The sequence below is a fragment of the Microlunatus capsulatus genome, from assembly GCF_017876495.1.
In the GTDB taxonomy this organism is placed as follows: domain Bacteria; phylum Actinomycetota; class Actinomycetes; order Propionibacteriales; family Propionibacteriaceae; genus Microlunatus; species Microlunatus capsulatus.
The window spans coordinates 1,909,401-1,935,083 of record NZ_JAGIOB010000001.1 but is presented as its reverse complement, the minus strand read 5'-3'; the positions used below and the strand labels follow the sequence as shown (position 1 = coordinate 1,935,083).

The 25,683-nt window shown below is 76.5% G+C and carries 24 protein-coding genes; 17 read left to right on the top strand and 7 right to left on the bottom strand.

Features of this window, described 5'->3' with window-relative positions; translation table 11 throughout:
• Positions 1–13: 13 nt before the first annotated feature.
• Complete coding sequence (locus tag JOF54_RS08890; protein ID WP_307803987.1) at positions 14–358, bottom strand: DUF3817 domain-containing protein; 345 nt, start codon at positions 356–358, stop codon at positions 14–16.
• Between the two features lie 143 nt (positions 359–501).
• Between JOF54_RS08890 and JOF54_RS08885 the strand changes: the two genes are divergently transcribed.
• The 3 genes from JOF54_RS08885 to JOF54_RS08875 all read left to right on the top strand — a co-directional run bounded on the left by JOF54_RS08885 (position 502) and on the right by JOF54_RS08875 (position 2,412).
• Positions 502–669: an Rv0909 family putative TA system antitoxin gene (locus JOF54_RS08885; protein ID WP_210054857.1), complete on the top strand. Its 168-nt coding sequence runs from the start codon at positions 502–504 to the stop codon at positions 667–669.
• A gap of 150 nt (positions 670–819) precedes the next feature.
• Positions 820–1,209 carry a histone-like nucleoid-structuring protein Lsr2 gene (locus JOF54_RS08880; protein ID WP_210054854.1) on the top strand — a complete coding sequence of 130 codons (390 nt, stop codon included), beginning with the start codon at positions 820–822 and terminating at the stop codon, positions 1,207–1,209.
• A gap of 255 nt (positions 1,210–1,464) precedes the next feature.
• Positions 1,465–2,412: an anti-sigma factor RsbA family regulatory protein gene (locus tag JOF54_RS08875; RefSeq protein WP_210054852.1), complete on the top strand. Its 948-nt coding sequence runs from the start codon at positions 1,465–1,467 to the stop codon at positions 2,410–2,412.
• Between the two features lie 24 nt (positions 2,413–2,436).
• On the opposite strand, the gene JOF54_RS08870 is transcribed toward JOF54_RS08875, so the two are convergent.
• Positions 2,437–2,922, bottom strand: a complete 486-nt coding sequence (locus JOF54_RS08870) for a DUF309 domain-containing protein (RefSeq protein WP_307803985.1) — start codon at positions 2,920–2,922, stop codon at positions 2,437–2,439.
• Positions 2,923–2,981: 59 nt separating this feature from the next.
• Here JOF54_RS08870 and JOF54_RS08865 point away from each other — a divergent pair, with 59 nt between their 5' ends.
• Positions 2,982–4,550 carry a hypothetical protein gene (locus JOF54_RS08865; RefSeq protein WP_210054850.1) on the top strand — a complete coding sequence of 523 codons (1,569 nt, stop codon included), beginning with the start codon at positions 2,982–2,984 and terminating at the stop codon, positions 4,548–4,550.
• A gap of 10 nt (positions 4,551–4,560) precedes the next feature.
• Here the strand turns inward: JOF54_RS08865 and pknB are convergent, their stop codons facing one another.
• A complete protein-coding gene (gene pknB / locus JOF54_RS08860; protein WP_210054848.1) occupies positions 4,561–6,480 on the bottom strand; it encodes a Stk1 family PASTA domain-containing Ser/Thr kinase in 1,920 nt (639 codons plus the stop codon).
• 215 nt (positions 6,481–6,695) lie between these two features.
• Between pknB and JOF54_RS08855 the strand changes: the two genes are divergently transcribed.
• Positions 6,696–7,775 carry a WD40/YVTN/BNR-like repeat-containing protein gene (locus JOF54_RS08855; RefSeq protein WP_210054846.1) on the top strand — a complete coding sequence of 360 codons (1,080 nt, stop codon included), beginning with the start codon at positions 6,696–6,698 and terminating at the stop codon, positions 7,773–7,775.
• A 505-nt stretch (positions 7,776–8,280) separates the two neighbouring features.
• On the opposite strand, the gene JOF54_RS08850 is transcribed toward JOF54_RS08855, so the two are convergent.
• On the bottom strand, positions 8,281–9,312 hold the full coding sequence (locus JOF54_RS08850; protein ID WP_210054844.1) for a DUF2891 family protein: 1,032 nt from the start codon (positions 9,310–9,312) through the stop codon (positions 8,281–8,283).
• A 227-nt stretch (positions 9,313–9,539) separates the two neighbouring features.
• On the opposite strand from JOF54_RS08850, the gene JOF54_RS08845 reads away from it, so the two are divergent.
• The 3 genes from JOF54_RS08845 to JOF54_RS08835 all read left to right on the top strand — a co-directional run bounded on the left by JOF54_RS08845 (position 9,540) and on the right by JOF54_RS08835 (position 11,579).
• A complete protein-coding gene (locus tag JOF54_RS08845) occupies positions 9,540–9,815 on the top strand; it encodes a hypothetical protein (protein ID WP_210054842.1) in 276 nt (91 codons plus the stop codon).
• A 65-nt stretch (positions 9,816–9,880) separates the two neighbouring features.
• The gene (locus JOF54_RS08840; protein ID WP_210054840.1) at positions 9,881–10,213 is read left to right on the top strand and encodes a TfoX/Sxy family protein; all 333 of its coding nucleotides are present in this window, start codon (positions 9,881–9,883) and stop codon (positions 10,211–10,213) included.
• A 46-nt stretch (positions 10,214–10,259) separates the two neighbouring features.
• Complete coding sequence (locus tag JOF54_RS08835; RefSeq protein ID WP_210054838.1) at positions 10,260–11,579, top strand: amidohydrolase family protein; 1,320 nt, start codon at positions 10,260–10,262, stop codon at positions 11,577–11,579.
• Positions 11,580–11,709: 130 nt separating this feature from the next.
• Here the strand turns inward: JOF54_RS08835 and JOF54_RS08830 are convergent, their stop codons facing one another.
• Complete coding sequence (locus JOF54_RS08830) at positions 11,710–12,681, bottom strand: PDR/VanB family oxidoreductase (protein WP_210059456.1); 972 nt, start codon at positions 12,679–12,681, stop codon at positions 11,710–11,712.
• Between the two features lie 210 nt (positions 12,682–12,891).
• Between JOF54_RS08830 and JOF54_RS08825 the strand changes: the two genes are divergently transcribed.
• From JOF54_RS08825 to JOF54_RS08795, 7 genes are all read left to right on the top strand, one after another.
• Positions 12,892–14,187: an amidohydrolase family protein gene (locus JOF54_RS08825; RefSeq protein WP_210054835.1), complete on the top strand. Its 1,296-nt coding sequence runs from the start codon at positions 12,892–12,894 to the stop codon at positions 14,185–14,187.
• Positions 14,184–14,984 (top strand): ABC transporter ATP-binding protein, encoded by an 801-nt coding sequence (locus JOF54_RS08820; RefSeq protein ID WP_307803984.1) that lies wholly within the window; start codon positions 14,184–14,186, stop codon positions 14,982–14,984. Before JOF54_RS08825 ends, JOF54_RS08820 begins: the two co-directional genes overlap by 4 nt.
• On the top strand, positions 14,981–15,850 hold the full coding sequence (locus JOF54_RS20910; protein ID WP_210054833.1) for an ABC transporter permease: 870 nt from the start codon (positions 14,981–14,983) through the stop codon (positions 15,848–15,850). The genes JOF54_RS08820 and JOF54_RS20910 overlap by 4 nt, the downstream gene beginning before the upstream one ends.
• 132 nt (positions 15,851–15,982) lie before the next feature.
• Positions 15,983–17,152 (top strand): type 2 periplasmic-binding domain-containing protein, encoded by a 1,170-nt coding sequence (locus JOF54_RS08810; RefSeq protein WP_210054832.1) that lies wholly within the window; start codon positions 15,983–15,985, stop codon positions 17,150–17,152.
• A gap of 31 nt (positions 17,153–17,183) precedes the next feature.
• Entirely contained in the window at positions 17,184–18,527 is a 1,344-nt protein-coding gene (locus JOF54_RS08805) for an FAD-binding oxidoreductase (protein ID WP_210054830.1), read from the top strand.
• A complete protein-coding gene (locus tag JOF54_RS08800; protein WP_210054827.1) occupies positions 18,524–19,303 on the top strand; it encodes a creatininase family protein in 780 nt (259 codons plus the stop codon). The genes JOF54_RS08805 and JOF54_RS08800 overlap by 4 nt, the downstream gene beginning before the upstream one ends.
• A gap of 188 nt (positions 19,304–19,491) precedes the next feature.
• Positions 19,492–19,992: a pyridoxamine 5'-phosphate oxidase family protein gene (locus JOF54_RS08795; RefSeq protein ID WP_210054826.1), complete on the top strand. Its 501-nt coding sequence runs from the start codon at positions 19,492–19,494 to the stop codon at positions 19,990–19,992.
• On the opposite strand, the gene JOF54_RS08790 is transcribed toward JOF54_RS08795, so the two are convergent.
• Both JOF54_RS08790 and JOF54_RS08785 read right to left on the bottom strand, forming a co-directional pair.
• Positions 19,989–21,032 (bottom strand): methylenetetrahydrofolate reductase C-terminal domain-containing protein, encoded by a 1,044-nt coding sequence (locus JOF54_RS08790; protein WP_210054823.1) that lies wholly within the window; start codon positions 21,030–21,032, stop codon positions 19,989–19,991. The two genes, JOF54_RS08795 and JOF54_RS08790, sit on opposite strands and share 4 nt — an antisense overlap.
• Positions 21,029–22,327, bottom strand: coding sequence for an alpha-hydroxy-acid oxidizing protein (locus JOF54_RS08785; RefSeq protein ID WP_307803982.1), 1,299 nt, complete (start codon positions 22,325–22,327; stop codon positions 21,029–21,031). Before JOF54_RS08785 ends, JOF54_RS08790 begins: the two co-directional genes overlap by 4 nt.
• 213 nt (positions 22,328–22,540) lie before the next feature.
• Here JOF54_RS08785 and JOF54_RS08780 point away from each other — a divergent pair, with 213 nt between their 5' ends.
• Positions 22,541–24,175 (top strand): phosphodiester glycosidase family protein, encoded by a 1,635-nt coding sequence (locus JOF54_RS08780; RefSeq protein ID WP_307803981.1) that lies wholly within the window; start codon positions 22,541–22,543, stop codon positions 24,173–24,175.
• On the top strand, positions 24,172–25,671 hold the full coding sequence (locus tag JOF54_RS08775; protein ID WP_307803980.1) for a gluconokinase: 1,500 nt from the start codon (positions 24,172–24,174) through the stop codon (positions 25,669–25,671). Before JOF54_RS08780 ends, JOF54_RS08775 begins: the two co-directional genes overlap by 4 nt.
• Positions 25,672–25,683 lie beyond the last annotated feature (12 nt).

The window sequence follows — 25,683 nt, the reverse complement described above, 5'->3', positions numbered from 1 at the left end:
GCCGTGGCCCCGGTCACCCGGCGACGGCGGCCGCGCTCCGGCCGGCGCGGCGGGCCGGCCAGGTCAGCCGGCCGGTGCGGACCGCCCACCACTCGAAGGCCAGGGTGGCAAAGGGCGGGACCGAGCAGGCCAGCGCCAGCAGCGTGGTCCAGACCGACCAGCGCAGCGTGCGGGAGACCAGCAGCGTCAGCAGCACGTAGGCGACGAAGACGCCGCCGTGCACGGGCCCGAAGATCTTGACGCCCAGCTCGCCCGCTCCGGTGAAGTACTTCACGTACATCCCGACGAGCAGGCCCAGCCAGGAGAGGGCCTCGACGGACGCGACGACGACGAACAGGCGGACGAGGGTGGCGGACACGGCCCCGATGGTAGGCGGGCGCTCGGCGGCGAGTCCTGGCCCGCTCAGGGGCGCCACAGGTCACCGGGTCAGCCCGCCGCGGGTGGGTACAGCACGCACGGGACGGCAGCCGCCGTCCCGTGCGCACCGATCGAGGAGGACCCATGGGTCTGGACGAGCTCAAGGACAAGGTCAGCGGCGAGGGCGTGGAGAAGGCCAGCGACGCGGGCCTCGACAAGGCCGGCGACGCCGCCGACGCCAAGCTCGGCGGCAAGGGCGGCGAGCAGGTGGACACGGCGCAGCAGGCCGCCGACGACAAGATCGGCCAGTAGGCGGGTGCCGGTCCCGCCCCGCACGGCGGGGCGGAGCCGGCGCTGTCGAGATTCCTCGGGGGAGGTGCGTGACGATCCGGCCCACGACGGCGTCCTGGCTGTCGTGGGGCCCGTGCGGACCGGGCCGACGAGCGACAGGAGGCGCAGAGCATGGTGCGGGTGATGACCTACCGCAGCTACGACGACCTCGACGGCCAGGAGGTCGACGAGGGCGGCGGGACCGTCCACTTCTGCTTCGAGGGCCGTGCCTACGAGATCGACCTGCGGGCCGAGAACGTCGAGGAGATGCGCCGCCTGCTGAGCCGCTACACCAGCCACGGACGGCCGGCCCAGCCGCCGCCGGAGGAGCCGGTGGACGGCCGTGAGGTGCGGGCCTGGGCCCAGCAGCAGGGTATCGAGGTCGCCCCGCTGGGCCGGCTCGCCAGCCAGGTGGTGGAGCAGTACCGGCGGGCGCGCGAGCAGGAGCGGGCCACCGCCGAGGACGCCGACGACGCGTCCGCCGCCGGCCCGGGCTGCCCCCTGCACACCCCGGCGGGCTAGCGCGGTGTCGTCTGCCCTCGCTCCGCTCGGGCGCGGACCGCGCTCTGACCCGCCGGCTTCGTCGTCACCCGTGGACGAAGAGCGTGTCCACGGGCTCCTCCTCACTCCGGCGGCGCGCGGTCCGGGTGCCTGGCCGCGATGCGCGGATGGGCCTGCTGTGGGCTCGAGAAGGGTGGGTGTTCTGGTACCTGACGCCCACCGGCGGGCCGGGCTACGGTCGGCGCTCCAGAGCATCGGTGACCGGGGGAGTCCAGCATGTCGTGGTCCTCGCCCGCGCGGGAGCACCAGAGCTACCGCCACGAGGCGTTCCTCTGGGCCGACGCCGACGACTTCACGGCCGGCCTCGTGCCCTTCCTGCGGGAGGGGCTGGACGCCGACGAGCCGGTGATGGTCGCCGTCGGCCCGGAGCACACCCGCTGGCTGCAGGAGGGCCTGGGGGAGCGCGCCGCCGAGGTCACCTTCGTCGACATGCACCAGCTGGGCGCCAACCCGGCCCGGATCATCCCCGCCTGGCAGCGGTTCCTCGACGAGGAGGCCGCGGGCGGCCGGCCGGTGCGCGGCATCGGCGAGCCGATCTGGCCCGGCCGCCGGGCGGAGGAGCTGCTGGAGTGCCAGCTGCACGAGGCGCTGCTCAACGTCGCCGTCGACCCCGAGGTCCCGTTCTGGCTGATCTGCCCCTACGACACCGGCGGGCTCGGCGCCGACGTCCTCGAGGAGGCCTTCCGCAGCCACCCGGTGCTGGTCGACGCCGGCGGGTGGAGCGGCAGCGCCGGGTACCGGGGCCGCGACCACGTGGACTCGCTCTTCGCCGGTGACCTCGCCGCGCCGCCCGTCCAGGTGAGGCGGGCGCACTTCACCACCGCCGACGTCGGCCGGCTGCTGACCTACACCCGGCTCGAGTTCTACGTCGCGGGGCTCAGCGCCGCCCGGGCGGCCGAGCTCGCGCACGTCGTCGAGCGGCTGGCGGCCGGCAGCCTCCACCGCGGGGCCGGGGGCGGCACCGTGACGATCTGGGCTCAGCCGGGCGCCGTCGTCTGCGAGGTCGCCGACGACGTCGGCGTGGACGACCCGCTGCTGGGCCGGCGGGCGCCCTGCGGGGAGGACCACGACGCGCTCTGGGTCGCCAACCAGCTCTGCGACCTCGTCCAGCTGCGCTCGACCGTCCGGGGGACCGCCGTCCGGGTGCACGCCTGGACCTGCTGACCCGTCCCCGCGGCGCGTCGCCGCTCAGCCGGCGGACGGGTCCTGCTGCAGCCGGGGCGCCGCCGCGGTCGCGGCACCGCCGGTGGCCAAGGCGTCGAGGGCCGTGTCGCACCAGGCGGCCAGCCCGACGACGTCGACCTGGTGCGGCGGGCCCGACGTGTAGGGCGCGATCCGCCGACGGGCGCGCTGCAGCAGCGTCGTCGCCCCGGCCGGGTTGCCGCGCAGCAGGTGGGTCCAGCCGACGGCGAGCTGGGCGAGGCCCTGCCAGAGCTCGCGTTCGGCGTCCGGCGCTGCCTTCCAGCGGGCCTCCAGCACCTCGTGGGCGTGGAACGGCATCCCGGCGTCGAGCAGCCGCTGGGCCTCGACGAGCGTGGGCCCGGGCGGCAGCAGCAGGTCGTCGGGCACCCGGGGCACCCCGGTGGCGCCGCGCGGCAGCGGCCGGCCCAGCCCGTCGCGCGGGCGCGCGTTGCGCGCCCGACCCTGCTCGTCCCGCTCGCGCTCCACCGCCACGGCCCCATCCTGCCCCGTGGTCACCGCCTCCGACCCGGCGTCCGGGCAGGATGAGCGCCATGACGGACTGGGACTGGTTCTTCACCAGCGAGGCGGGACGCACCAACCTGCTGCGCTCGCAGGTCGACGACCTGGCGGCCTCCTCGGCCTCGGCGAACGCGCGGAGCTCGCGGCTCAGCAGTCAGCTCGCGCAGCTGCAGGGCTCCCTGGAGACGCGGCTGAACGCCCTCTCCCAGGCCTTCGACGCCTACGTGGAGCTCGGTGACGTCCGCGAGCAGCTGGCCGCGCACGCCGGCACGGCGGCCGTCCGCCGCGACGTGCTCGCCGCCGTCGAGGCGCTGGTGGCCGGCCGCCCGGCCGAGCGCGTCGAGCCGGGGCCCGAGGACGACTACTGGCTGCCGCACGCGATGAACGCGGTGACGGCGCTGGTCGCCGGCGCGCCCGACCGCGCCGCGGAGGAGCGCGCCGCGGCCCTGGATCGGCAGGCCGACCTCTTCGTCGTCGTCCTGCTGGGAGCCCTCGGCCGCGGCGCCCTGGTGGCCGACCGGGTGCCCGACCTGCTGGTCACCGACGGCTCCCTCGGCCCCGAGCAGGTCGCGCTCTGGCACGCGCTGCTGGCCGGGGTGCACAACGACCCGGGTGGTGGCCCCGACCTGCTCGCCGCTGTCGGCGAGCGCTGGGCCCCCACGCTCGCGGGCGGCGACGCGGCGGAGTGGCGCGACTGGGTGGCCGAGCAGAGCGGCGCCGCGGACGCCGACGCCGAGCTGGCTTGGGTCCGCGCCCTGCTGGACGGCCAGGTGCTGCTGCCGCTCGTGGCCCCCGCCCCCCGCCGGCGGGAGGTCTCCCGCCGCCGCGCGGCCGAGGAGCCGGTGGCGCCGCCGGCCGCCGACGAGGACCCGCGGGCGGTGCTGCGCGCGACGGCGGGCGCGATGATCGCCGAGGGCTCGGAGCCGGAGCGCGACCTGCTGGTGCGCGCACGCCTGCTGCGGCAGCGGATCGAGGACCCGGGCGGGCTGCCGCCGACCGCACCGGCCGAGCCGGTCCGGACGGGGGTCCGGGACCTGGTCCGCGAGGCGTTCGCCGGCACCCGCGACCCCGCGCTGCGGGCCCGGCTGCTGGGCTGGCTGCACCCCGGGCTGCGGCAGGCGGTCGAGGCGGCGGCCGCGTCGCCGCTCCCGGCCGTCGAGCCGGTCGAGCAGCGCACCCCGGGCGGCCCGCTGGTGGTCGGCCCGGACGGCCCCGACCCGGCGCGGCTCGCACAGGTGCGGCACAACATCAGCGCCCGACCGCACGACGGGACCTGGAGCCCCGTCGTCCCGGGGGTGCTGGCGGGCGCCGCCGGCCTGCTGGCTCTGGTCGGCGCCCTGCTGGGCTGGCCCCTCGGCCTCGTCCTGCTGGTCCTCGCGGTGGGGGTCGTCCTGGGGCTGCTCGCCCTCGGGGCCGCTCGCTCCCGCCGGGCCGCGGCCACGGAGCAGGCCGGGGACCTGGCGACGGTCGACCGCGTGGTGGCCGAGGCCCGCCAGCGGCTGGCCGACGCGCGGGCGGAGCAGCAGCGGCGCGCGTCGGGACGCACCGTCCTGCTCGAGGGCCTGCGCCGCGACCTGGCCGCGGGGGGCCTGTCCGCCTGAGCGAGGGGCGCTAGCCCTGGTCGGAGCCCTCGTCCTGGCTGCCGTTCCCGTTCCCGTTGCCGCCGCCCTTGCCGTTGCCGCCGCCGTTCCCGCCGGACTTCGTCGGCTCCGGCTTCTCCGGCTTGCCCGGCTTCTCGCTCGACCCTCCGCCGGTGCCCTCCGACGCCGAGGCGCTCGGGCCCGGCTCGTCGGTCGCGCTGCTGCTCGGCTCCTCGGTCGGGGCGTCGGTGGTCGGGTCGTCGTCCGGGGCCTCGCTGGTCGCGTCGTCGGTGGGCTCGTCCGACGGCTCGGCGTCCTCGTCGGCCGTGGCGCTCGGGGCGCTCGACGCGCTGGGGGCCGCCGCCGTGGGCCCGTCGTCGCCGCTCTCGTCCTGGCCGTCGGCCGCGGCGGCGTCGCGGACGAAGCGGATCCGGACCGCCGCGTCCAGCGCCACACGCTTCCCTTCCGCGGGCTTGACCGAGACGACGTCGCCGGGCTCGGCGTCGCCGTCCCCGTCCACGGCGTCGGTGCTGACGTCGGTGAAGCCGAGCCTCTCCAGCGCCCGCTCGGCCTCGGCGACCGGGCGGCCGACCAGGCCGTCGGGGATGGTGGCGGTCGCCTCGCCGGCACCGACGGTGAGGGTGACGGTGCTGCCGGCCGGCACCCGGGCGTCGGCTCCCGGCTCCTGGTCGAGGACCGTCCCGACCGCGTCGTCCTCGGCGCCGGCCCGGGGGACGACGCGCGGGACGAGGTCGGCGTCGCGGAGGGCGGCCTCGGCGGCCGCGCGCGACTGGCCGCCGACGTCGGGGACGGTCACCGCCTGGCTGGCCGTCGGGCCGAAGACCCGGGACAGGCCGAAGGCGCCGAGCCCCAGCACGAGGAACACCGCCAGGACGACCAGCACGGCGCGGCGCCCGGAGGACCGCCGGCGCTCCTCCGGTGCCGGGTCCTCGCCCGCGGGCGGTGCGGCGGCACCCACGAGCGCGGTCGGCGCCGTCGGGGGTCCCGGCGGCGTGGCGGCGACGGCGGCGCCGGCCAGCCGCGGGGGCAGGGCGGCGGTCACGGTGCCGGGCGGCTCCGACGGCGCGGGCGGGGGCGCGACCGGGGCCCCGGCCAGCAGGCGGTCGACGTCCTCGCGCATCGCGGCGGCGGACGGGTAGCGCTCGTCGGGGTCCTTGGCCAGCGCCCGGAGGACGACGGCGTCCAGGGCCGGGTCCAGCGACGGCTCCAGGCTGCTCGGCGGCACCGGGTCCTCGCGGACGTGCTGGTAGGCGATGGCCAGCGAGGTCTCGGCGACGAAGGGCGGCCGTCCGGTCACCAGCTCGAACAGCAGGCAGCCGACGGAGTACAGGTCGCTGCGCAGGTCGACGGGGCGGCCCAGCGCCTGCTCGGGCGAGAGGTACTGCGCGGTCCCGATCACCGAGGCGGTGCCGGTGAGGCTCGTGGCGCTCTCGTCGACCGCCCGGGCGATCCCGAAATCCATGACCTTGACGGCGCCACCGGTCGTGATCATCACGTTGGCCGGTTTGATGTCGCGGTGCACCAGGCCCGCCGCGTGGCTGTGCGCCAGCGCGTCCAGGACGCTGCGGACCACCGTCAGCGCCCGGTCGGGGGCCAGTGGGCCGGCGGCCAGCACGTCGCGCAGGGTCGAGCCCTCGACCAGCTCCATGACGATGTAGGGCAGCGCGACGCCGGTCGCGGGGTCGGTGCCCTCGCCGGTGTCGAAGACCGAGGCGATGGCGGGGTGGTTGAGGCTGGCGGAGGCTTGCGCCTCCCGGCGGAAGCGGGCCTGCGCGGTGGTGTCCGCGGCCAGGTGGAGGCTGAGCTGCTTGACGGCGACCTGCCGGTCCAGCCGGCGGTCCCGGGCCCGGTGCACGGTGGCCATGCCACCCCGGCCCAGCGGCTCGCCGAGCTCGTAGCGGTCGCCGACGACGACGGGGGTCGCGCTCACCCGTCCGCTCCCCGGCCTCGTCGCTGCACCCGGACAGTCTGCCGTCTTCCCGACGTCCGCCCGACCGGGGTGGCGGGGGGAGCGCCGGTCCCGCGCACGCGGTGGCGGGGACGTCCCGATGAGTTCGGCGTCCCGCCGGGGTCTGACGCTCGACACCCTGGACCGCCCGCCGGCGACCGGGCCCGGGCGCGGGGGTGCACGAGCGAGGAGCGGTCATGGGCGGAGCGGTGCTGCTGGTGGGGACGCGCAAGGGGCTGTGGGTGGGCCGGTCGGAGGACCGGGACCGCTGGACCTGGTCGCCGCCGGAGTTCTTGATGCAGGGCATCTACGGCCTCGGCGTCGACGACCGCGGGGACGTGCCCCGGCTGTTCGCCGGCGGGACCAGCGAGCACTGGGGACCCGGCGTCTACTACTCCGACGACCTGGGCGAGAGCTGGACCGAGACCCACGGCGCGGCCGTCCGGTTCCCGGCCGACCTGGGCAGCAGCGTCGAGCGGGTCTGGCAGATCCAGCCGTCGGCCGTCGAGCCCGACGTGGTGTGGGCCGGCACCCAGCCCTCGGCGCTCTTCCGCTCCGAGGACCGCGGCGAGTCCTTCACCCTGGTCCGCTCGCTGTGGGACCACCCGCACCGCGAGGAGTGGGGCGCCGGCTTCGGCGGCCAGGCGATCCACACCGTCGTGCCGCACCCCGACGACCCGCAGCAGGTGACGGTGGCGATGTCGACCGGCGGGGTGTACCGGACCGCCGACGGCGGCGCCACCTGGGCGCCGGCCAACCAGGGCATCAAGGCCTACTTCTTCCCCGACCCGTGGCCGGAGTTCGGCCAGTGCGTGCACAAGGTGGCCGCGCACCCGTCGGCCCCGCAGCGGCTGTTCGCGCAGAACCACCACGGCGTCTACCGCTCCGACGACGGCGGGGACCGCTGGGTGTCGATCGCCGAGGGGCTGCCCGCGGACTTCGGCTTCCCGGTCGTCGTCCACCCGCACCGGCCCGAGACGGTCTACGTCTTCCCGCTGGTCGCCGACGGCGCCCGGATCCCGCCCGAGGGCCGGGCCCGGGTGTGGCGCTCCGACGACGCGGGGCAGAGCTGGGCCCCGTCGCGGACGGGGCTGCCGGACGACTTCTGGTCCGCCGTCATGCGGGACGCGATGACCACCGACCACGCCGAGCAGGCGGGCCTGTACCTCGGGGCCCGGGATGGCTCGGTCTTCGCCAGCCTCGACGACGGCGACTCCTGGAGCCAGGTCGCCGCCCACCTGCCCGACGTGCTGGCGGTCCGGGCGGTGGCGCTGTAGCGGCTCGCTCGCCGGAACGTCCCCGGGACGTCAGCGCTCGATGCGCGTCGCAGTCCTCCGGAGGCCCCGTGAGCTCGTCGAGCGCTGACTTCCCAGGGATCCGGCTCGAGCTCGGCTCTCGCGGTCCGGCACGCGGGCGAGGTAAGTGTGGGAGTGCCGCCCGGCAGACGCCTCTCGGCGAGTGGCCGCTCGAAGCGGCGAAGGGGTGAGGCCCGGGGGTCTTGCACCGGACGGCACTGCTCTCTCCAACCAGCGACCGGGTCCGATTGTTCCGGGCCCGTGCCCGACGTCCAGGGGGGCTGGGGTGCGACGGGGAGTCGCTGGTGGAAGCTGGCGTGCCGCCCGGCGGACGCCTCTCGGCGAGTGGCCGCTCGAAGCGGCGAAGGGGTGAGGCCCGGGGGTCACGCACCGGGCGGCACGGTGATCACAACCAGCTCACCCCCGCGGCTATTCCGGGCCCTCTCCCCGGCCGCCGGGTGACCCTGGCCACACCGGTGCCGGCGGCTCAGGCCTCCTCGGCGGTCGCGGCCAGCAGGGCGAACGAGACCAGCCAGTGGGTGGCCATGAAGTCGCCGTCGACGGTCTCCCCGGCCGCGGCCGCGGTCTGCCGCTCCGTCGCCTCGGCCACCCGACGACGACGTCCCGGCGGCAGGTGCGGGGTGAGCAGCCGCAGCTGCCAGGCCCGGGACAGCGCCAGGCCGACGAGGTGCACGGCCTGGCCGTCGGTGCGGTCGAGGACCTCGGGCACGCCGAGCAGCGGGTCCCCGGCCCGGCCGAGGCCGGGCAGGAAGGCGGCGAGCCAGGGCTCGAACGCGTCGGCCGGCAGCACCCGCCGCAGGAGGTCGGCCTCGCAGAGGGCGGGGGAGAGGAAGTCGCTGCCGCTCGGCTCCCAGCGGGCGGGGTAGTCGCGGTCGTCGGCGAACCACCGCCGGGCCGACGCCTCGACGGCCTCCACCACGTCGCCGCGTCCGAGCCGGCCGTACGCCTCGTGCAGCAGGGCCAGCGCGAAGGCGGTGTTGCTGTGCACGCCGTGCCGGACCGGGTGGGCGAGCCGGGGGAGCCACGCCAGCAGGGCGTCGGCCACGGCGTCGGCCAGCGGCTCGAGCGCGCGGGCCCACGTCGCGGCCCGGGGCAGCGGGGCGTCCGCGGCCGCCGCGGCCAGGGTCGCGGCCCACGCCCAGCCGTACGGCCGCTCGAAGGTCGGGCGGGCGCGCAGGTGCGCGGCCTCGGCCCCGACCGCGTCCGCGGTCAGGCGCTCGTCGAGCAGGGCGACGAGCGCCTCGCGGGTGCCGGCGGTGAGGTGCTCGGGCGCCAGCGTCAGCAGCCGGACCGCCGACCAGTGCATGTGGACCGACGAGTGCCAGTCGAAGCTGCCCCAGAAGGCCGGGTGCCGTCGGAGGGGGTCGGCGTCGGTGCTGTCCGGACCCTCGACGACGTGCTGGGACGCGTAGGGGTAGGGCGTGCGCAGCACCTGCAGGACGGTCCGCGCCCACGGCTCCGCGTGGGTGGCGCGCCAGCTGCTGGCGTCGGTGGTCATCGGGTTCCTCCCCGTCGGCGGACGTCCAGGATGGCCGCCCCGACGGGCGGGCGGTGCACCCGGTGCCCGTCGGTGCGTGTGCACCAAGGTCCCGGTGGGTAGACCGGGGGCAGCAGGGCACGGCGACGGCGGCGTGCCCGACCTCGCCCGCGCTCCCCGGAAGTGCCGCCCGTGCTCCAGACCTCGCTCCCACCGTCCCCCCGACGTCCCGCCCGCCCGGAGGCGTCATGAGCGCCCACCCCCTGTGGGCCCGGCTGTTCCTCCTGCGGGCCGAGCTCGGCGGCCCGCGCGCCCGTGCGGCCGGACCGGTCGTCCGCGCTCCCGGCCACCGCGCCTGCCCGCACTGCACCAACCTCGACACCCTGGCCCCGCACTGCCCCGACGACCGGTGCGGGTGGTCGCTGTGCACCTGCGGGGCGGTCATCTACGGCGGGCGCCGGCACCGCCACCCCCGGCACGGGAGCGGCGCCGACACCTGCCACGACCCGGCGGCCGCCGCCTGAGCCCGTTCGCATCCCGGCGGCCCGGGGCTGCTGACGCGGGTGCCGCGAGCCGCGATACTGCCGCCATGGGCTACGACCTCGACCTGGCCGAACGGCTGCGGGAACGCCTGGCCGCCGAGCCGGGCGTGCGCGAGAAGCGGATGTTCGGCGGGCTCGCCTTCCTGGTGGACGGCCACCTGGCCGTCAGCGCGAGCGGGCGCGGCGGGCTCCTCGTGCGCTGCGACGCGGGCGACCAGGACGCCCTGCAGCGCGACCCGCGCGTCGGGCCCTTCGTCATGCACGGCCGGCCGATGACCGGCTGGGTGCACGTCGACGTCGACGGCTCGGTCGGGGAGGCCGACCTCGACCTCTGGCTCGACCACGGCCTGGCGTTCGCCCGCTCGCTGCCGCCGCGCTGACCGCCCCGGCGGCCGTCGTCGGCGCCGTCCCCGCCAGACTGCCGCCATGACGGATGCGCACTCCACCGGCGCCGGGGCGCTCGCGGTGGTCGGGGCCGAGGTGGTCGTCGTCGACGGCGCCACCCGGACGACGGAGCCCGTGCACGTGGTCGACGGCCGGGTGACGCTGGAGCCGGCGCCGGGCGCCGAGGTCCTCGACGCGCGCGGCTGCGTCGTCACCGCGGGCCTGGTCAACGCCCACCACCACCTGCTCCAGACGGCGTTCCGGACGCTGCCCGGCACCCGCGGCGTGCCGATGGCCAGCTGGCTGCCGACGATGGCCGCGGCCTACGCGGCGGCGGGCGTGGACGCCGAGCTCTGCGCCGTCGCCGCCCGCGCCGGGCTGGCCGAGGCGCTGCTCTGCGGGGTCACCACCGTCGCCGACCACCACCTCACCTGGCCCGTCGGCGCCGACACCGTCGCGATGGCCCGGGCCACGGCCGGCGCGGCGCGGGACCTGGGGGCCCGGCTGGTCTTCGTCCGCGGCACCGCCCACGACGACGCCGAGACCGCGGCCGCCTCGGCCACCGCCATCGCCGAGGCCCTGGTGCCGGACCGGCCCGACGGGGTGAGCGCGGACGGGATGCTCCAGCTGGCCGTCGGCCCGGCCGGGGTGCACAGCGACGGCGAGGCCACGTTCCGGCTGCTGGGGGAGGTGGCCGCCCGCTTCGGGTTGCGCCGCCGGACCCAGAGCAACGAGCAGGTCGACGTCGCCGTGGCCGCCGAGCGCTACGGCCGCCGGCCGCTGGAGCTGCTCTCCGACTGGGGCTGGCTGGCCCCCGACGTCACCCTGGCCCACCTCTGCGACGTCACCCCGGCCGAGGTCGAGCGGATCGCCGACGCCGGTGCGACGGCGACCCACGCCCCGGGCTGCGACCTGCCGATGGGCTGGGGCGTCGCCCCCGTCGCCGCCCTCCGCGACGCCGGCGTGCCCGTCGGGCTGGGCACCAGCGGCGGCGGCAGCAACGACGCCGGCCACCTGCTGGCCGACGCCCGGCTGGCGATGCAGGTCGCCCCGCTGGCCGGCGGGTCGCTGGCCGCGCGCGACGTGCTGGAGATGGCCACCACCGGCTCCGCGACCGGCCTGGGCCGCCCCGAGCTGGGGCACCTGCGGCCCGGCGCCGCCGCCGACCTCTGCGTCTGGGACGTCTCGGGCGTGGCCGACGCCGGCGTGGCCGACCCGGTCGACGGCCTGCTCTGGGCCGCGCCCGGCCGCCGCCCCCGGCACGTCGTCGTCGGCGGGCGCGTGGTGGTCCGCGACGGCCGGCTGGTCAGCGCCGACGAGCGCGCGGTCGTCGCCGACCTCCGGGCCCGCGTCGGCCGCTGAGATCAGCGCCCCCGCGCTCGACCTGCGCGCCCTGAGCTCGGTCTCCTCCGTGCCCTGAGCCTGGGCCTCCTCCGCGCCCTGAGCCTGTCGAAGGGCCTTCGACGAGCTCAGGCAGCGGAGGCCGACGGGTTCAGAGGTCCAGGACCAGCCGCGGACCGGCGGCGCGGGAGACGCAGACCATCATCGTGTCGGCGCCGGCCTGCTCGTCGGGGGTGAGCACGGAGTCGCGGTGCTCGACCTCGCCCTCCAGCACCGGCGTCTCGCAGGTGCCGCAGGTGCCCTTGCGGCAGGAGGAGACGACGAGGACGCCCTGTTCCTCGACGACGTCCAGCACCGACTTCTCCGGCGGCACCTCGACGGTGACGCCGGTGAGCGCGAGCTCCAGCTCGAAGGGCTCCGGCCACACCGGCGGGCCGAACTCCTTGGCCTCGAAGTGCTCGACGTGCAGCTGACCCGACGGCCGTCCCGCCCAGGCCTCCTCGACGGCGCCGATCAGCCCCACCGGCCCGCAGGCGTAGACGTGGGCGTCGGCGGGCAGGGCGGCGAGGGTCGCGGCGACGTCGAGCCGGGTCGCCTCGTCGCTGACGTGCACCCGCACCCGGTCGCCGTAGCGCGCGAGGAGCTCGTCGACGAAGGCCATCCGCGACCGCGACCGGCCGGCGTAGACCAGCGTCAGGTCGCGGCCCTCGGCGTCCGCGGCGGCCGCCATCGAGAGCAGCGGGGTGATCCCGATGCCGCCGGCCACCAGGACGACGGGGGCGCCGGGCGGCGGCTCGAAGTGGAAGTGGTTGCGGGGGCCCCGGACCCGCAGGGTGGCGCCCTCGCCGAGGTCGGTGTGCACGGCCGCCGAGCCGCCCCGGCCGTCGACCTCGCGCAGCACCGCGACCCGGTACCGCGAGCGGTCGGCGGGGTCGCCGCACAGCGAGTACTGGCGCTCCAGCACGCCGGTGGTGGAGCCCGGCAGCAGCAGGTCGACGTGCGAGCCCGGCTCCCACGGGGGCAGGTCGCGGCCGTTGCGGGCGACCAGCTCCAGCAGGACGACGTCCTGCGCCACCGGGCGGTGGGCGGCGACGACGCAGTCCCGCTCGACGTCGCTGAACATGCCGCTCACGGGGCCTCCTGGCTCTCGGTCCTGCTGGGGCCTCGACTCTAGGTCGTCGGCCGCCGGCGACGCCCGACCGCGCACCGCAGGGGGCGGTCCGCCGCGCGGCTTTCACCCCCCGGTGATGCGGCTGTCACACGACCGGAACACGGGATCCCTACCGTCCTGGGCATCGACGTGGCCGACGTCGAGCAGCGGAGGGGGAGCACGGTGCCGGGTCCTGCGGAGCTGTCGCTGCTGAGGAGCGCGACGCTGGCCGACGGCTCCCGGGTCGACGTCGAGCTGGCCGGTGGCCGCGTCACCGCGGTCGTCCCCGCCGGCACGGCGGGGCCCGCTGCGGCCGAGCTCGACCTCGACGGGTACCTGCTGCTGCCGGCCGCCGCCGACCCGCACGCCCACCTCGACAAGGCCCGCTCCTGGGACGCCATCCGGCCGCCGATGGGCGACCTGGGCACCGCCATCGCGGCCTGGCGCGCCTACGCCGCCACCATGACCGAGGACGACGTCGCCGAGCGCGCGCGGACCCAGGCCCTGGCCATGCTGGCCGCCGGGACCACGGCGATCCGCTCCCACGTCGACATCCGCACCGGCGACGACCCCACCCTCGGCACCCGGGCGCTGGTCCGGGTCCGCGACGAGCTGGCCCCGCTGCTGGACCTCGAGCTGGTGGCCCTGGCCGGCCCCGAGACGACCGACCGCGCCGTCGAGGAGGCCCTCGACCTGGGGGTCGACCTCGTCGGGGGCGCCTGCCACCTGGCCGAGGACCCGCACGACGACATGGCCCGGCTGCTCGCCATCGCCGAGCGGCGGGGCGTCGGCGTCGACCTGCACGTCGACGAGTCGCTCGACGGCCCGGTCACCCTGGACGCCTTCGCCCGCGCCGTCCGCGGGTGGACCACCAACGTCTCCGCCGGGCACTGCTGCCGGCTCGGCACCCTCCCGCCCGCCGAGCGTGACCGGGTGATCGCCGAGGTGCGGGCCAGCGACGTCGGGGTCATCGCCAACCCGATCACCAACCTGTACCTGCAGGGCTGGCAGCACCCGACGTCGACGCCCCGCGGGCTCGCGCCGGCCCGGGAGCTGCTGGACGCCGGAGTCCGCTTCGCCGCGGGTGCCGACAACGTCCGTGACCCGTTCAACCCGCTGGGTCGCGGGGACGCGCTGGAGACGGCGGCGCTGCTCGTCGTCGCCGGCCACCTGACCGTCGCCGAGGCCTATGCCGCGGTGAGCTCGGGGGCGCGGGAGGTCCTGCGGCTGCCCGTCGCCGGCCCGGTCGTCGGCGGGGTGGCCGACCTGCTCGCCGTCCGCGGGGCCGACCTGGCCGCCGTCGTCGCCGACGCCCCCGCCGACCGGGTGGTGCTGCGCGGCGGTCGCGTCGTGGCCCGCACCACCACCACCACCGAGGTCGCGCTGCCCTGGTCCGCGCCCGCCCCGGCTGTCGAACCCCGCGCTGTCGCACCCCTCGCGCCCGTCCCACCCGCCCTGTCGTTGGAGGCCTCCCGGTGACCGCACCCACCACCCCTGCTGCCCCGCCGCGGGCGGAGCCGGATCCCGGCCCGACCACCCCGTCGGAGTCGCTCGTGGACTTCTCCGGCGTGGCCATGCAGTTCCCCAACGGGACGGTGGCGCTGTCCGGCGTCGACCTCACCGTGCGGCGCGGGGAGTTCGTCACCGTCGTCGGGCCCAGCGGCTGCGGCAAGAGCACCCTGCTGCGGATCGCGTCGGGCCTGGAGACGGCGAGCGAGGGCACGGTCGCGCTGGGCACCAAGCGGATCGGCTACGTCTTCCAGGACGCGACCCTGCTGCCCTGGCGCACCGTGCAGGCCAACGTCGAGCTGCTGGCCGAGCTGAACAAGCAGCCGAAGAAGGCCCGGGCCGAGCAGGCGCGGCAGGCCATCGAGCTGGTCGGCCTCGCCGGCTTCGAGAAGTCGCTGCCGAAGCAGCTGTCGGGCGGCATGCGGATGCGGACCTCGCTGGCCCGCTCCCTCACCCTGGACCCCGAGCTGTTCCTCTTCGACGAGCCGTTCGGCGCGCTGGACGAGATCACCCGGGAGCGGCTGGGCGACGAGCTGCTGCGGATCTTCGGCGAGCGGCGGTTCGCCGGGCTGTTCATCACCCACTCGGTGGCCGAGGCGGTCTACCTCTCCACCCGGGTGGTGGTGATGAGCGGGCGACCGGGCCGGATCGTCGACACCTTCGAGGTCGACCAGGCCTACCCGCGCGACCCCGACTTCCGCTTCACCCCCGAGTTCGCCGCCCTCAGCGGCCAGGTCTCGCACGCGCTGCGCGGGGCCCACTCGTGACCGCCACCGCGGTCAAGCAGGCCGCCGCCGAGGCCCAGCCCAAGGTCCCCGCCCCGCGCGGCCGGGCCGGGGCCGGCCGGCTCGCGGTCTACGGCCCGCCGCTCGCGGCCTTCGCCGTCATCCTCGTCGTCTGGTACGCGCTCGCCGCCTACCTGGAGTCGATCGGCCGGACGACGATCCTGCCCGACCCGACGCGGATCGTCGTCGACTCCTTCGCCCCGACCGACCCCCGCGACCGCCCGATCACCGGCGACCTGCTGGACGCGCTCGCGCTCTCCACCGGGGTGGCCCTGACGGGGCTGGCGATCTCCATCGTCATCGGCATCGGCTGGGCGGTGATCATGTCGCAGGCCCGGTGGGTGGAGCGCTCGCTGTTCCCCTACGCGGTGATCCTGCAGTGCATCCCGATCCTGGCCCTGGTCCCGCTGATCGGCTCGAGCCTCGGCTACAGCCTGTCCAGCCGGGTGCTGGTCTGCGTGCTGATCTCGCTGTTCCCCATGGTCTCCAACACCCTCTTCGGCCTGCAAGCGGCGGACAAGAGCCAGCGCGAGCTCTTCCAGCTGCAGGGCGCGAGCCGGTGGACGGTGCTGACCAAGCTCCAGTTCCCGGGCGCGATGCCGGCGATCTTCGCCGGCATGCGGATCTCGGCCGGGCTGGCGGTGATCGGCGCCATCGTCGGCGACTTCTTCTTCCGTCGTGGGTCGGCCGGCCTCGGGATCTTGATCAACAACTACGCCTCGCGGCTGCAGACCGCCGAGCTGTGGGCCTCGGTGCTCACCGCCTCGCTGCTCGGCGTCGTGATCTTCCTCGTCTTCGGCTGGATCCAGAAGGCCGCCGTCGGCCGCTGGTACGAGCCGTCGTCCTGACCCCCGCGTCCCACCCCGCGCCCTGAGCTCGTCGAAGGGCCAGCCCCGCCCCGCGCCCCGAGCCCGTCGCGGGGACCGCTCCCCCCTGCTGATCCGCACCGTGCCGACCCGACCCGCCTCCCAAGGAGAACCATGCCCGCTCCCCGGTCCCACCGCCTCGCGGCGGTCGCCTCGCTCGCCCTGCTGGTCGGGCTCGGCGCCTGCTCCGGCTCCACCCAGGAGCAGGAGGCGGCCCCGGTCGCCGCGGAGGCCGGCGCCGTCGACCTCTCGGCCGACTGCCCCGCCACCGTCGTCATCCAGACCGACTGGAACCCCGAGTCCGAGCACGGCGCGCAGTACGCCCTGCTGGGCAGCGACTACACCGTCGACACCAAGCTCAAGACCGTCTCCGGCCCGCTGATGAGCCAGGGCAAGGCGACCGGCGTCGACGTGGAGATCCGGGCCGGCGGTCCGGCCATCGGCTTCGAGGCCGTCGCCGCGCAGATGTACAAGGACGACGACATCACCCTGGGCTACGCCAGCACCGACGGCCAGATCCAGACCTCGCAGGACCTGCCCGTCAAGGCCGTCATGGCCCCGCTCGACATCAACCCGCAGATCATCATGTGGGACCCCGCCACCTACCCCGACGTCAAGACGATCGCCGACCTCAAGGCCACCGGCGCCGTCGTCCGCGTGTTCGGCGGCAACTCCTATGTCGAGTACCTGGTCGACAGCGGCCAGCTGGACCGCAAGCAGATCGACGAGGGCTACGACGGCACCCCGGCCAACTTCGTCGCCGCGCAGGGCAAGGACGCGCAGCAGGGCTTCGCCAGCGCCGAGCCGTACATCTACGAGAACGAGGTCCGCGACTGGGCCAAGCCGGTCGCCTTCCAGCTGATCCACGACGCCGGCTGGAAGATCTACGCCGGCGCGATGTCGGTGCGCACCGACCGGCTGGAGGAGCTGAGCCCCTGCCTGGAGAAGCTGGTGCCGGTCATGCAGCAGGCCGAGGTCGACTACTACACCGACTCCGCGCCGACCAACCAGCTGATCCTCGACCTCGTCGAGCAGTACGACACCGGCTGGGTCTACTCCGAGGGCGTCGCGACGTTCTCCGAGGAGCAGCAGAAGAAGCTCGGCCTGGTGGGCAACGCCGGCAACGCGATGATCGGCGACTTCGACACCGAGCGGGTGCAGGGCATCCTCGACGTCATGGTGCCGATCTCGGAGAAGCTGGGGACGCCGGCGAAGGCCGGGCTGACCGTCGACGACCTCGTGACCAACGAGTTCCTCGACCCGGAGATCGGGCTGGCCCCGTGACCCGCCCGTCCGAGCCGGGAGAGGTGGCCTGATGTCGGTCGAGAGCCTGCACGCCGAGCTGCTCGAGCTGCTCGGCCCGCGCGGGGTGTCGGTGGACCGCCGGGTCCGGGAGAAGGCGTCGCTGGACGGCGCCAAGATGTCGCCGATCATCGTCGAGCAGCTGCCGCTGGGGATGGCCGACCTCGTCGCCTTCCCCTCCGACGCCGAGCAGGTCGCGGTGGTCGTCGGGGCGGCCGTCCGGCACGGGGTGGCGATCACGCCGCGCGGCAAGGGCACCGGCAACTACGGCCAGGCGATCCCGATGCCCGGCGGCCTGGTGCTGGACCTGTCGCGGGCGCGCGCCGTCGTCGAGGTGGGGGACGGCGTCATCACCGCCGAGGCCGGCGCGTCGATGGTGAGCCTGGAGCAGGCGGCCCGGGAGACCGGCCAGGAGCTGTGGATGTACCCCTCGACGGCGCAGTCCAGCATCGGCGGCTTCCTCGCCGGCGGCTCGGGCGGCACCGGCTCGCTGGAGCACGGCAGCAACAGCATGGGCTTCGTCGCGGCGCTCGACGTCGTCCACGCGGTGCCCGACGCCACCCTCGTGCACGTCGAGGGGGACGAGGCGCAGCCCTACGTCCACAACTACGGCGTCACCGGGATCATCGCCCGGGCCACCGTCCGGCTGGACCCCGTGCGCGACTGGCACGGCTACTACGCCAGCTTCGACACCTTCGCGGACCTGCTGGAGGTGCTCCGGCCGATCGGCGACCTGACCCCGACGCCGCGGCTGGTCTCGGGCGACCTGCCGTTCCTCGCCGACGCGCTGCCGCCCGACCCGGCCATCCCGGGCGGTCGGGCCAGCCTGCGGGCGATCCTCGACGTGACGACGCTGGAGCAGGCGACGGCGCTGGTCGAGGCCGCGGGCGGCCGGGTGGAGGACGTCCGCCCCGGTCCGCAGGCCTGCGTCAAGATCAGCACGCTGTCCTACAACCACCCGATCGAGTGGCTGCAGAAGACCGACCCGGGCCGCTACTTCCACCTGGAGGTCGGCGGGCACGCGCTGGTCGACCGCATCGACGAGGTGCACGCGGTGTTCGAGGGCGGGATGCTGCACATCGAGGCGCAGTACGACGGCTCGCCGATCGGCATGCTGGCCGGGGTCTACGAGAGCCCCGAGCAGGTCTACGCCGGCATCGACGCGCTCCGGGCCCTCGGGGTGGGGGTGCACAGCCCGCACCAGTGGCACGTCGACTTCGAGGTGGAGCGGACCCGCGCGCTGGCCGCCCGGACCGACCCGCAGGGCCTGCTCAACCCGGGCAAGCTGGTCGCCGAGCTGGCGCCCGGGGCGGGCAAGACGATGGGCGGCCGGACCAGCGTCGGGGCGGCCACGTGACCCGGCTGCTGGCCGAGCTGTCCGGGCCGGCGGTCGCCGAGACGCTGACCGCCGACTCGGTGGTGGTCATCCCGACCGGGGCGGTCGAGCACCACGGGCCGCACCTGCCGCTGGTCACCGACGCGCTGCTGGCCGAGTCGCTGGCCCGCGCGGCGGTGGATCAGGGGGTGGCCGAGGGCCTCGACCTCTGGCTGCTGCCGACGCTCACCTACACCAAGTCCGACGAGCACCACTGGGCGCCGGGGACGATGTGGCTGAGCTACGAGACGCTGATGTCGACGCTGGTCGACCTCGGCCGCTCGGTGGCGGCGACCCCGGCCCGCAAGCTCGTCTTCATGAACGGCCACGGCGGCAACTCCGCGCTGCTGCAGGTGGCCAACCGCGAGCTGCGCCGCCGCTTCGGCCTGGTCACCTTCTCGATGCCGGCCGGCATCCAGACGGCCGGGACCGGCGGCACGGACGGGGCCGACGAGCTGGGCCAGGGCATCCACGCCGGGCACGGCGAGACCTCGCTGGTGCTGCACGTCCGCCCCGACCTGGTGCACATGGACCGGGCCGAGCGGCACGTGCCGGAGCACCTGGCGAGCCTGAAGTACCTGGGCATCAACGGCAAGCCGGTCTCCTTCGGCTGGCTGAGCGACGACTTCGACGACTCCGGCGTGATCGGCGACCCGACGCAGGCCACCGCCGAGGCGGGCCGGGCGATCTTCGAGGCCTCCGTCGCCGGCTCCGTCGCGGCGCTGCACGAGATCGCCGCCTTCCGCCACCGGCCATGACGGCGTTCCCTGAGCCTGTCGAAGGGCCCCCGGCGCGCCCCGAGCCTGGCCCCGCGTTCGCTGAGCCTGTCGAAGGGCCTTCGACAGGCTCAGGCCGCGGGGCCCTCCCCGAGCCCAGCGAGTCCCCGGAGCCGCACACCTGGGCCCGCTCCTGGCTCCCCGCCGACGAGGATCCGGCCCGCCCGCTGATGACCCTGGCCACCCACGGCCTCGACGGCTGCCCCGCGGCCCGGACGGTGCTGCTCTCCTCCGTCAGCGACGCGGGCTTCCGCTTCCACACCGACGCCCGCTCGGCCAAGGCGGCCGAGCTGGCCGCCGACGACCGCGTCGCCCTGGTCCTCGCCTTCCCCGACCGGGCGCAGCAGCTCGTGGTCCAGGGCCGGGCGGTGCGGGAGGACGCGGACGAGAGCCGGGCGGCGTTCGGCCGGCGGTCGGCGTACCTGCGGCACCTGGCCTGGGTCAACGACGTCGACCACGCCCGGCTGCCGGACATCGAGCGGCGCCGGGCCTGGGCCGCGGCCGTCGCCGAGACCCCGGACGGGCCGCTGGACCCGCCGACCACCTGGGTCGGTTACGAGGTGGTCCCGCACCGCTACGTCTTCTGGGAGGGCGACCCGGACGCGGCGAGCCACCGCACCGTCGTCGTCCGCGACGGCGACGGCTGGGCCGTCGACCACCAGCCGGGCTAGCCGTCCGCGCTGATCGGGGCGTCGACGCCCAGCCGGCGGCCGATCTCGGCCAGGGCGGCGGCGAAGGGCAGCTCGGCGCCCGGCGCGCTCCCGCCGGAGAGGTTGACCCCGGCGACCCCGGGCACGGTCATCAGCTCCTCGCTCAGCTCGACGGCGGCCGCGACCCCCGCCTCCTCGGGGTCGGCCGCCCGCAGGATCCGCTCGAGGAAGCCGGGCGGCAGGACGAACCCGGGGAACGACGCGAGCAGCTCGGCGCTGGCCACGTCGGTGACCACCGGCACGCACGGCAGGAACCAGGGGTCGGCGCCGCGGTCCCGCACCTCCGCGAGGAAGGCCCGGACCGGCGCGAGCCCGCCGCAGTGGTTGACGAAGCAGACCTCGGCCCCGGTCGACAGCTTCTCGACGAGCCGGGCCGCCCGCTGGTCGTGCGGGGGAGCGGTGGGCGACTCCCCGACCGAGGTCAGCAGACCGGCGCGGACGGCGAGCTCGGCCAGCTGGGTGGAGTCGAGGTCGAAGACGGCGGCGGCGTCGGCCCGCGAGCCGAGCGCGGGGTGGTCGCCGGTCACGCAGTGCACGGCGTCGACGCCCAGGTGGGCCAGGGCGGCCAGCTCGCCCTCCAGCGCGACGCGGTTGCGGTCGCGGCAGTTGAGGCCGGTCCAGGCGCGCAGCCCGGCGGCCCTCAGGAGCGCCGCCCGGTAGGCGGGCGGGAACTGCACCCGGCTGCGCGGGGAGTCCCCGGCGAGCACGGCGTGCACGCTTGGGGCCAGGACCCGCCCGACGGCCGTCACCGAGCCGGCGTCGAGGGCGACGCCCGGGAAGTCGGCGACGACGACCCGGCCTCGGCGGAGCAGCCCGCGCAGGTCGGTCGGGGCGGGCTCGGCCGTCCCGGCCGCGCCGTCGGCGAGCGGGTGCCGCAGGACGACGGGGACGTCGACGAAGGAGCAGCGGCGGTCGCCCAGCTCGCAGGTCCCGTCGGCGGCCACGCCCCCGCACGGCCCGTGCACCATGTGCTTGGGGCAGGCGGCGGTCGCGGTGCTCACGGGGCCAGCAGCTCGGGGGTCACGGCGGCCAGGTCGGGGGCGCCGGTGAGCGCCATCGTCAGCTCCAGCTCGGCGAGCAGGTTCTCCAGCACCTGCCGAACGCCGTCAGCGCCGGCGAGCGCGAGGCCGTAGAGGTGCGGGCGGCCGACGAGGCAGGCGTCGGCGCCCAGGGCCAGGCCGACGAGGACGTCGGTCCCGGTGCGGATGCCGCTGTCCAGCAGCAGGGTGGGCTGCGGCCCGACGGCGGCCCGGATCGCGACGAGGGCGTCCAGCGAGGCGACGGCTCGGTCGACCTGGCGGCCGCCGTGGTTGGACACGACGAGCCCGTCGACGCCGAGGTCCAGTGCGCGGCGGGCGTCGTCGGGGTGCAGGACGCCCTTGAGCAGGACGGGCAGCGTCGTGCGGTCGCGGAGGGTGGCGAGGTGGTCCCAGGACAGGCCGGGGTTGGAGTAGACGTCGAGGAAGGCCTGGACGGCGGCCCGCGGCTCGGCCGAGCGGAGGTTGTCCAGCAGCCGGCCGGGGTGGTGGCGGCTGATCGACCACAGGCTGCGCAGCGCCCCGAGGGTGACCGGCGTCCGCGCGGCGGCACCCGGCGTGCCGGCCAGCCGCTCTCGGACCAGGGCGGTGAAGCGCGGGTCCGAGGTGTACTGCGCCAGGCCCAGCCCACGGGCGAAGGGCAGCGAGCCGAGGTCGAGGTCCTGCGGGCGCCAGCCCAGCACGGTGGTGTCGAGGGTGACGACCAGCGCGCCCGCCCCGCAGGCCTCCGCCCGCCCGATGAGGGAGTCGACGAGGTCCTTGTCGCTGGACCAGTAGAGCTGGTACCAGAACGGCGTCGAGCCCATCGCCGTCGCCGTCCGCTCCATCGGGCTGCCGCCCTGGTTGGAGAAGACGTAGCCGACGCCGGCCGCGTCCGCGCCCTCGGCGATGAGCACGTCGGCGTCGGGCCGGACGAGGTCGGCCGCGCCGACCGGCGCCACCAGGAGCGGCGAGCGGTGCCGGACCCCGAGCAGGGTGGTGCCGAGGTCGCGCTCGACGACGCCGTGCAGCACCCGGGGCACGACCCGGTGCCGGGCGAAGGCCTCGCGGTTGTGCTGCATCGTCGCGCCGCTGCCGGCCCCGCCCGCGACGTAGGCCCAGGCCTCCCGGCTCATCACCCGGCGGGCCCGCCGCTCGAGGGCGTCGGCGTCGGTGGGGACGCCCGGCCGGTGGCCGAGCACGCCGGCGCGGTAGACCGCGTTCTGCCGGGCGCGGCCGATCCCGGCCCGTCCCGCCGTCTCCGGGCTCTCCGCCGTCACGTCGCCCCCTCGTCCGGCCCGGGTCCGGCCTGGTCCGGATCCGGTGCGGGCACCATACGGCGCCCTGGGAAACCAGCGCCAGATGACCGTCCGGGCCCCGATCGGGGCCTCCCGGGTGAACGAGCGCTGGATTCCCGGGGACGGACGCCGGACCCTCGTCGCCGGCCGGGCCGGGCCCTCGTCAGCCGCGTCGGGGTGTCCTAGGTTGAGGCCGTGCCCACCTCCCGGATCGGCCGCCTCGGCGGTGCCCTCGTCGTCACCGCCGTCCTCGTCGCGCCCGCCGGGGCGCCCGTCGCGGCGGCCAGCCCGCCCCGCCCGCCGACCTCCGCCCGCGAGCTGCCGCTCGGCCCCGCCGGTCTGGCCGAGCAGCGGACCACCACGACGCTGCAGCCGGGCGTCACGCTGACCACCGTCGTCCGCGGCGCCGTCGACCCGGCCGCGGTCTGGACGGTCGAGCTCGCCATCCCCGGCGGCCCGACCTCGCCCGACCCGGACGCGCCGCCCGCGGCCCTGTCGAGCCGGGTGGACGCCGACGCTCTCGCCGCCCGCGTGCGGGCCGCGGGCTCCGCCCCGCGCGTCGAGGAGGTCGTCACCCCGGCCACCGCCGACTACGCCGGCGGCAGCCTGGGCTGGCGGGTGCGGGTCGGCAGCGAGCCCACCCAGGCCGGCGCCGACGCGCTGCGGGCCCGGCTGGTCGCGGCCGGCTTCACCGGCGCCACCCGCTACACCGGCTGGGACGGCGGCTCGTCGGCCCGCGGACCGTGGCAGGTCCGGGTGCTGACCATCGACCCTCGGCGGTTCTCCGGCACGCTGGAGGCCTCCTACGGCCCCGACCTCGAGCGCCGCGAGACCACCAGCGCGCTGGCGACGGCCGCCGGTGCGACCGCCGCGACCAACGCCGGCTACTTCGTCCTCGACCCCGCCGCCGGCGCCCCGGGCGACCCCGCCGGCGTGGGCGTCTACGACGGCCGGCTGCTGAGCGAGACCGTCGGCCGCCGTCCGGCGCTGGTGCTGCGCTCCGACGCCCGCCGCACGTCGGTGGAGCGGCTGCACTGGGCGGGCTCGGTCGCGAGCCACGGCCGCCGGCTGGTCCTCGACGGCATCGACCGGGTGCCCGGGCTCATCCGCAACTGCGGCGGCACCGCCGACGAGCTGCCCACCGCCCTGCCCCGGCACGACGTCACCTGCACCGACGACGACGAGCTGGTCGTCTTCACCCGCCAATTCGGCGCCACCACGCCCGCGGGCCCGGGCACCGAGGTCGTCCTCGACCGCCGCTCGCGCGTCGTCGCCGTCCGCACGGCCCGCGGGGTCGCCCTGGCCGCCGGCCAGCGCTCGCTCCAGGCCACCGGCGACCTCGCGCCTCGGCTGACCCGGCTCGCCCGCGTCGGCCAGCGGCTGCAGGTCCGCACCGGTCTGCAGGGGTCGGGCCACCGGCTGATCCGTCCCGGCTCCGGGACCTCGGTCGTCAACGGCGGGCCCGAGCTGGTCCGCGACGGACGGGTGCACGTGACGCCGCAGGCCGACGGCTTCGTCCAGCCGTCGCCGAGCATCTACTACGGCTTCAGCCAGCAGCGGAACCCGCGCACCTTCGCCGGCGTCGACCGCGCGGGCCGGACGCTGATCGCCACGGTCGACGGCCGCAGCCTCACCAGCCTCGGGACGAGCATCGTCGAGACCGGGCAGCTGGCGCAGGCGCTCGGGATGCGCGACGCGATCAACCTCGACGGCGGCGGCTCGACGACGATGGTCGCCGGCGGCCAGGTCGTCAACGACCCCTCCGACGCCACGGGAGAGCGCCCCGTCGGCGACGCGCTGCTGGTGCTGCCCCGCGGCTCGCGCTGGTGACCCCGGGTCCGGACCCGGCCGCGCGGGTGCCGCTCGCGCAGGCCCAGGAGCCGTTGGTCCTGGCCCTCGACATCGGCTCCACCGCCAGCCGCGGCGACGTCTACGACGCCAGCGGACGGCCGGTCGAGGGCGGCCGGCACAAGGTGCCGCACGCGTTCACCACCGGCGGCGACGGCACGTCGGTGCTCGACCCCGACGCGGTGGTGCGCGAGGTCGAGGAGATCGTCGACGCCCTCGCCCGACCCGAGCTGGTGGGTCGGGTCGGCGGCGTCGCGCTCGACACCTTCGCGTCCTCGCTGGTGGGCGTCGACGCCGAGGGCCGGGCCTGCACGCCCTGCTACACCTACGCCGACTCCCGGTGCGGCGCCCAGGTGACCGCGCTGCGGGAGGAGCTCGACGAGGCCGCCATCCACCAGCGGACGGGTACCCGGCTGCACTCCAGCTACCTGGCGCCGCGGCTGCGCTGGCTGCGCGAGACCCGGCCCGAGGTGTTCGGCCGGGCCGCGCGCTGGATGTCGCTGGGGGAGTACGTCTACCTCGGGCTGACCGGCGTGACAGCCGCCGGGACCGCGACGGCCGCCTGGACCGGCATGCTCGACCGCCGGACCGGTGCCTGGGACCCCGAGCTGGTGGGCGCGGCCGGGATCAGCCTCGAGCAGCTGTCAGAGGTCCGCGACCCGGCTGACCCGTTGCGGGACGTCGCCGCCGGTGTCGCCTCCCGCTGGCCGGCGCTGGCGGGCGCGGCCTGGTTCCCGGTGGTCGCCGACGGCCTAGCCAGCAACGTCGGCGTCGGGGCGGTGGACGCGTCCTCGATGGCCGCCTCGGCCGCGACGAGCGGGGCGATGCGGATCCTGCTGCCCGCGGTGCCGGACGATCTGCCGTCCGGCCTCTGGTGCTACCGGGTGGACGCGCGGCGCTCGCTGCTCGGCGGCGCCGTCAACGACGTCGGCCGGGCGGTGAGCTGGCTGGAGTCGACCATCCGGCTCGCGCCCGGGTCGTCCCTCGACGCGGTGGCGGCGGCCGACCCGGAGCCGGGCGCCCCGCTGGTGCTGCCCTACTTCTCGGGCGAGCGCGCGACCGGCTGGGCGGCCGACGCCCGGGCGACGCTGACCGGGATCTCGGCCGCGACGACCGGCGCCCAGGTCGCGCGCGGGGTGCTGGAGGGCGTCGCGATCTCCTACGCCCGGATCGCCGACCAGCTGCGCGCGGTCTCCGGGCAGCAGCCGACGATCCTGGCCAGCGGCCGGGTGACCCAGGACGTCCCCTCCTTCCTGCAGGTCCTGGCCGACGTCCTGGACGCGCCCGTCGTCCCCGTCACGACGAAGCGCGCGACCCTGCGCGGCACGGCGCTGCTGGCGCTCGAGGTCCTCGCGCCGGACGTCGAGCGGGCCGACCCGGCGACGGGGGAGACGCTCGCCCCGGTGCCGCAGCGCGCCGAGTACTACCGGGGCCGGCGGGAGGAGTACCAGCGGCTGTACGCGGCGGTGGTGGGGTAGCCCGTCGCGGGT

Excerpts from the sequence above, each read along its gene's own strand:
- JOF54_RS08810 (WP_210054832.1), top strand. The coding sequence starts at position 15,983 with ATGCCCGCTCCCCGGTCCCACCGCCTCGCGGCGGTCGCCTCGCTCGCC.
- JOF54_RS08850 (WP_210054844.1), bottom strand. The coding sequence starts at position 9,312 with ATGACCACCGACGCCAGCAGCTGGCGCGCCACCCACGCGGAGCCGTGG.
- JOF54_RS08855 (WP_210054846.1), top strand. The coding sequence starts at position 6,696 with ATGGGCGGAGCGGTGCTGCTGGTGGGGACGCGCAAGGGGCTGTGGGTG.
- JOF54_RS08795 (WP_210054826.1), top strand. The coding sequence starts at position 19,492 with ATGACCCTGGCCACCCACGGCCTCGACGGCTGCCCCGCGGCCCGGACG.
- JOF54_RS08835 (WP_210054838.1), top strand. The coding sequence starts at position 10,260 with ATGACGGATGCGCACTCCACCGGCGCCGGGGCGCTCGCGGTGGTCGGG.
- JOF54_RS08845 (WP_210054842.1), top strand. The coding sequence starts at position 9,540 with ATGAGCGCCCACCCCCTGTGGGCCCGGCTGTTCCTCCTGCGGGCCGAG.
- JOF54_RS08865 (WP_210054850.1), top strand. The coding sequence starts at position 2,982 with ATGACGGACTGGGACTGGTTCTTCACCAGCGAGGCGGGACGCACCAAC.
- JOF54_RS08885 (WP_210054857.1), top strand. The coding sequence starts at position 502 with ATGGGTCTGGACGAGCTCAAGGACAAGGTCAGCGGCGAGGGCGTGGAG.
- JOF54_RS08805 (WP_210054830.1), top strand. The coding sequence starts at position 17,184 with ATGTCGGTCGAGAGCCTGCACGCCGAGCTGCTCGAGCTGCTCGGCCCG.
- JOF54_RS08875 (WP_210054852.1), top strand. The coding sequence starts at position 1,465 with ATGTCGTGGTCCTCGCCCGCGCGGGAGCACCAGAGCTACCGCCACGAG.
- JOF54_RS08880 (WP_210054854.1), top strand. The coding sequence starts at position 820 with ATGGTGCGGGTGATGACCTACCGCAGCTACGACGACCTCGACGGCCAG.
- JOF54_RS08830 (WP_210059456.1), bottom strand. The coding sequence starts at position 12,681 with ATGTTCAGCGACGTCGAGCGGGACTGCGTCGTCGCCGCCCACCGCCCG.
- JOF54_RS08840 (WP_210054840.1), top strand. The coding sequence starts at position 9,881 with ATGGGCTACGACCTCGACCTGGCCGAACGGCTGCGGGAACGCCTGGCC.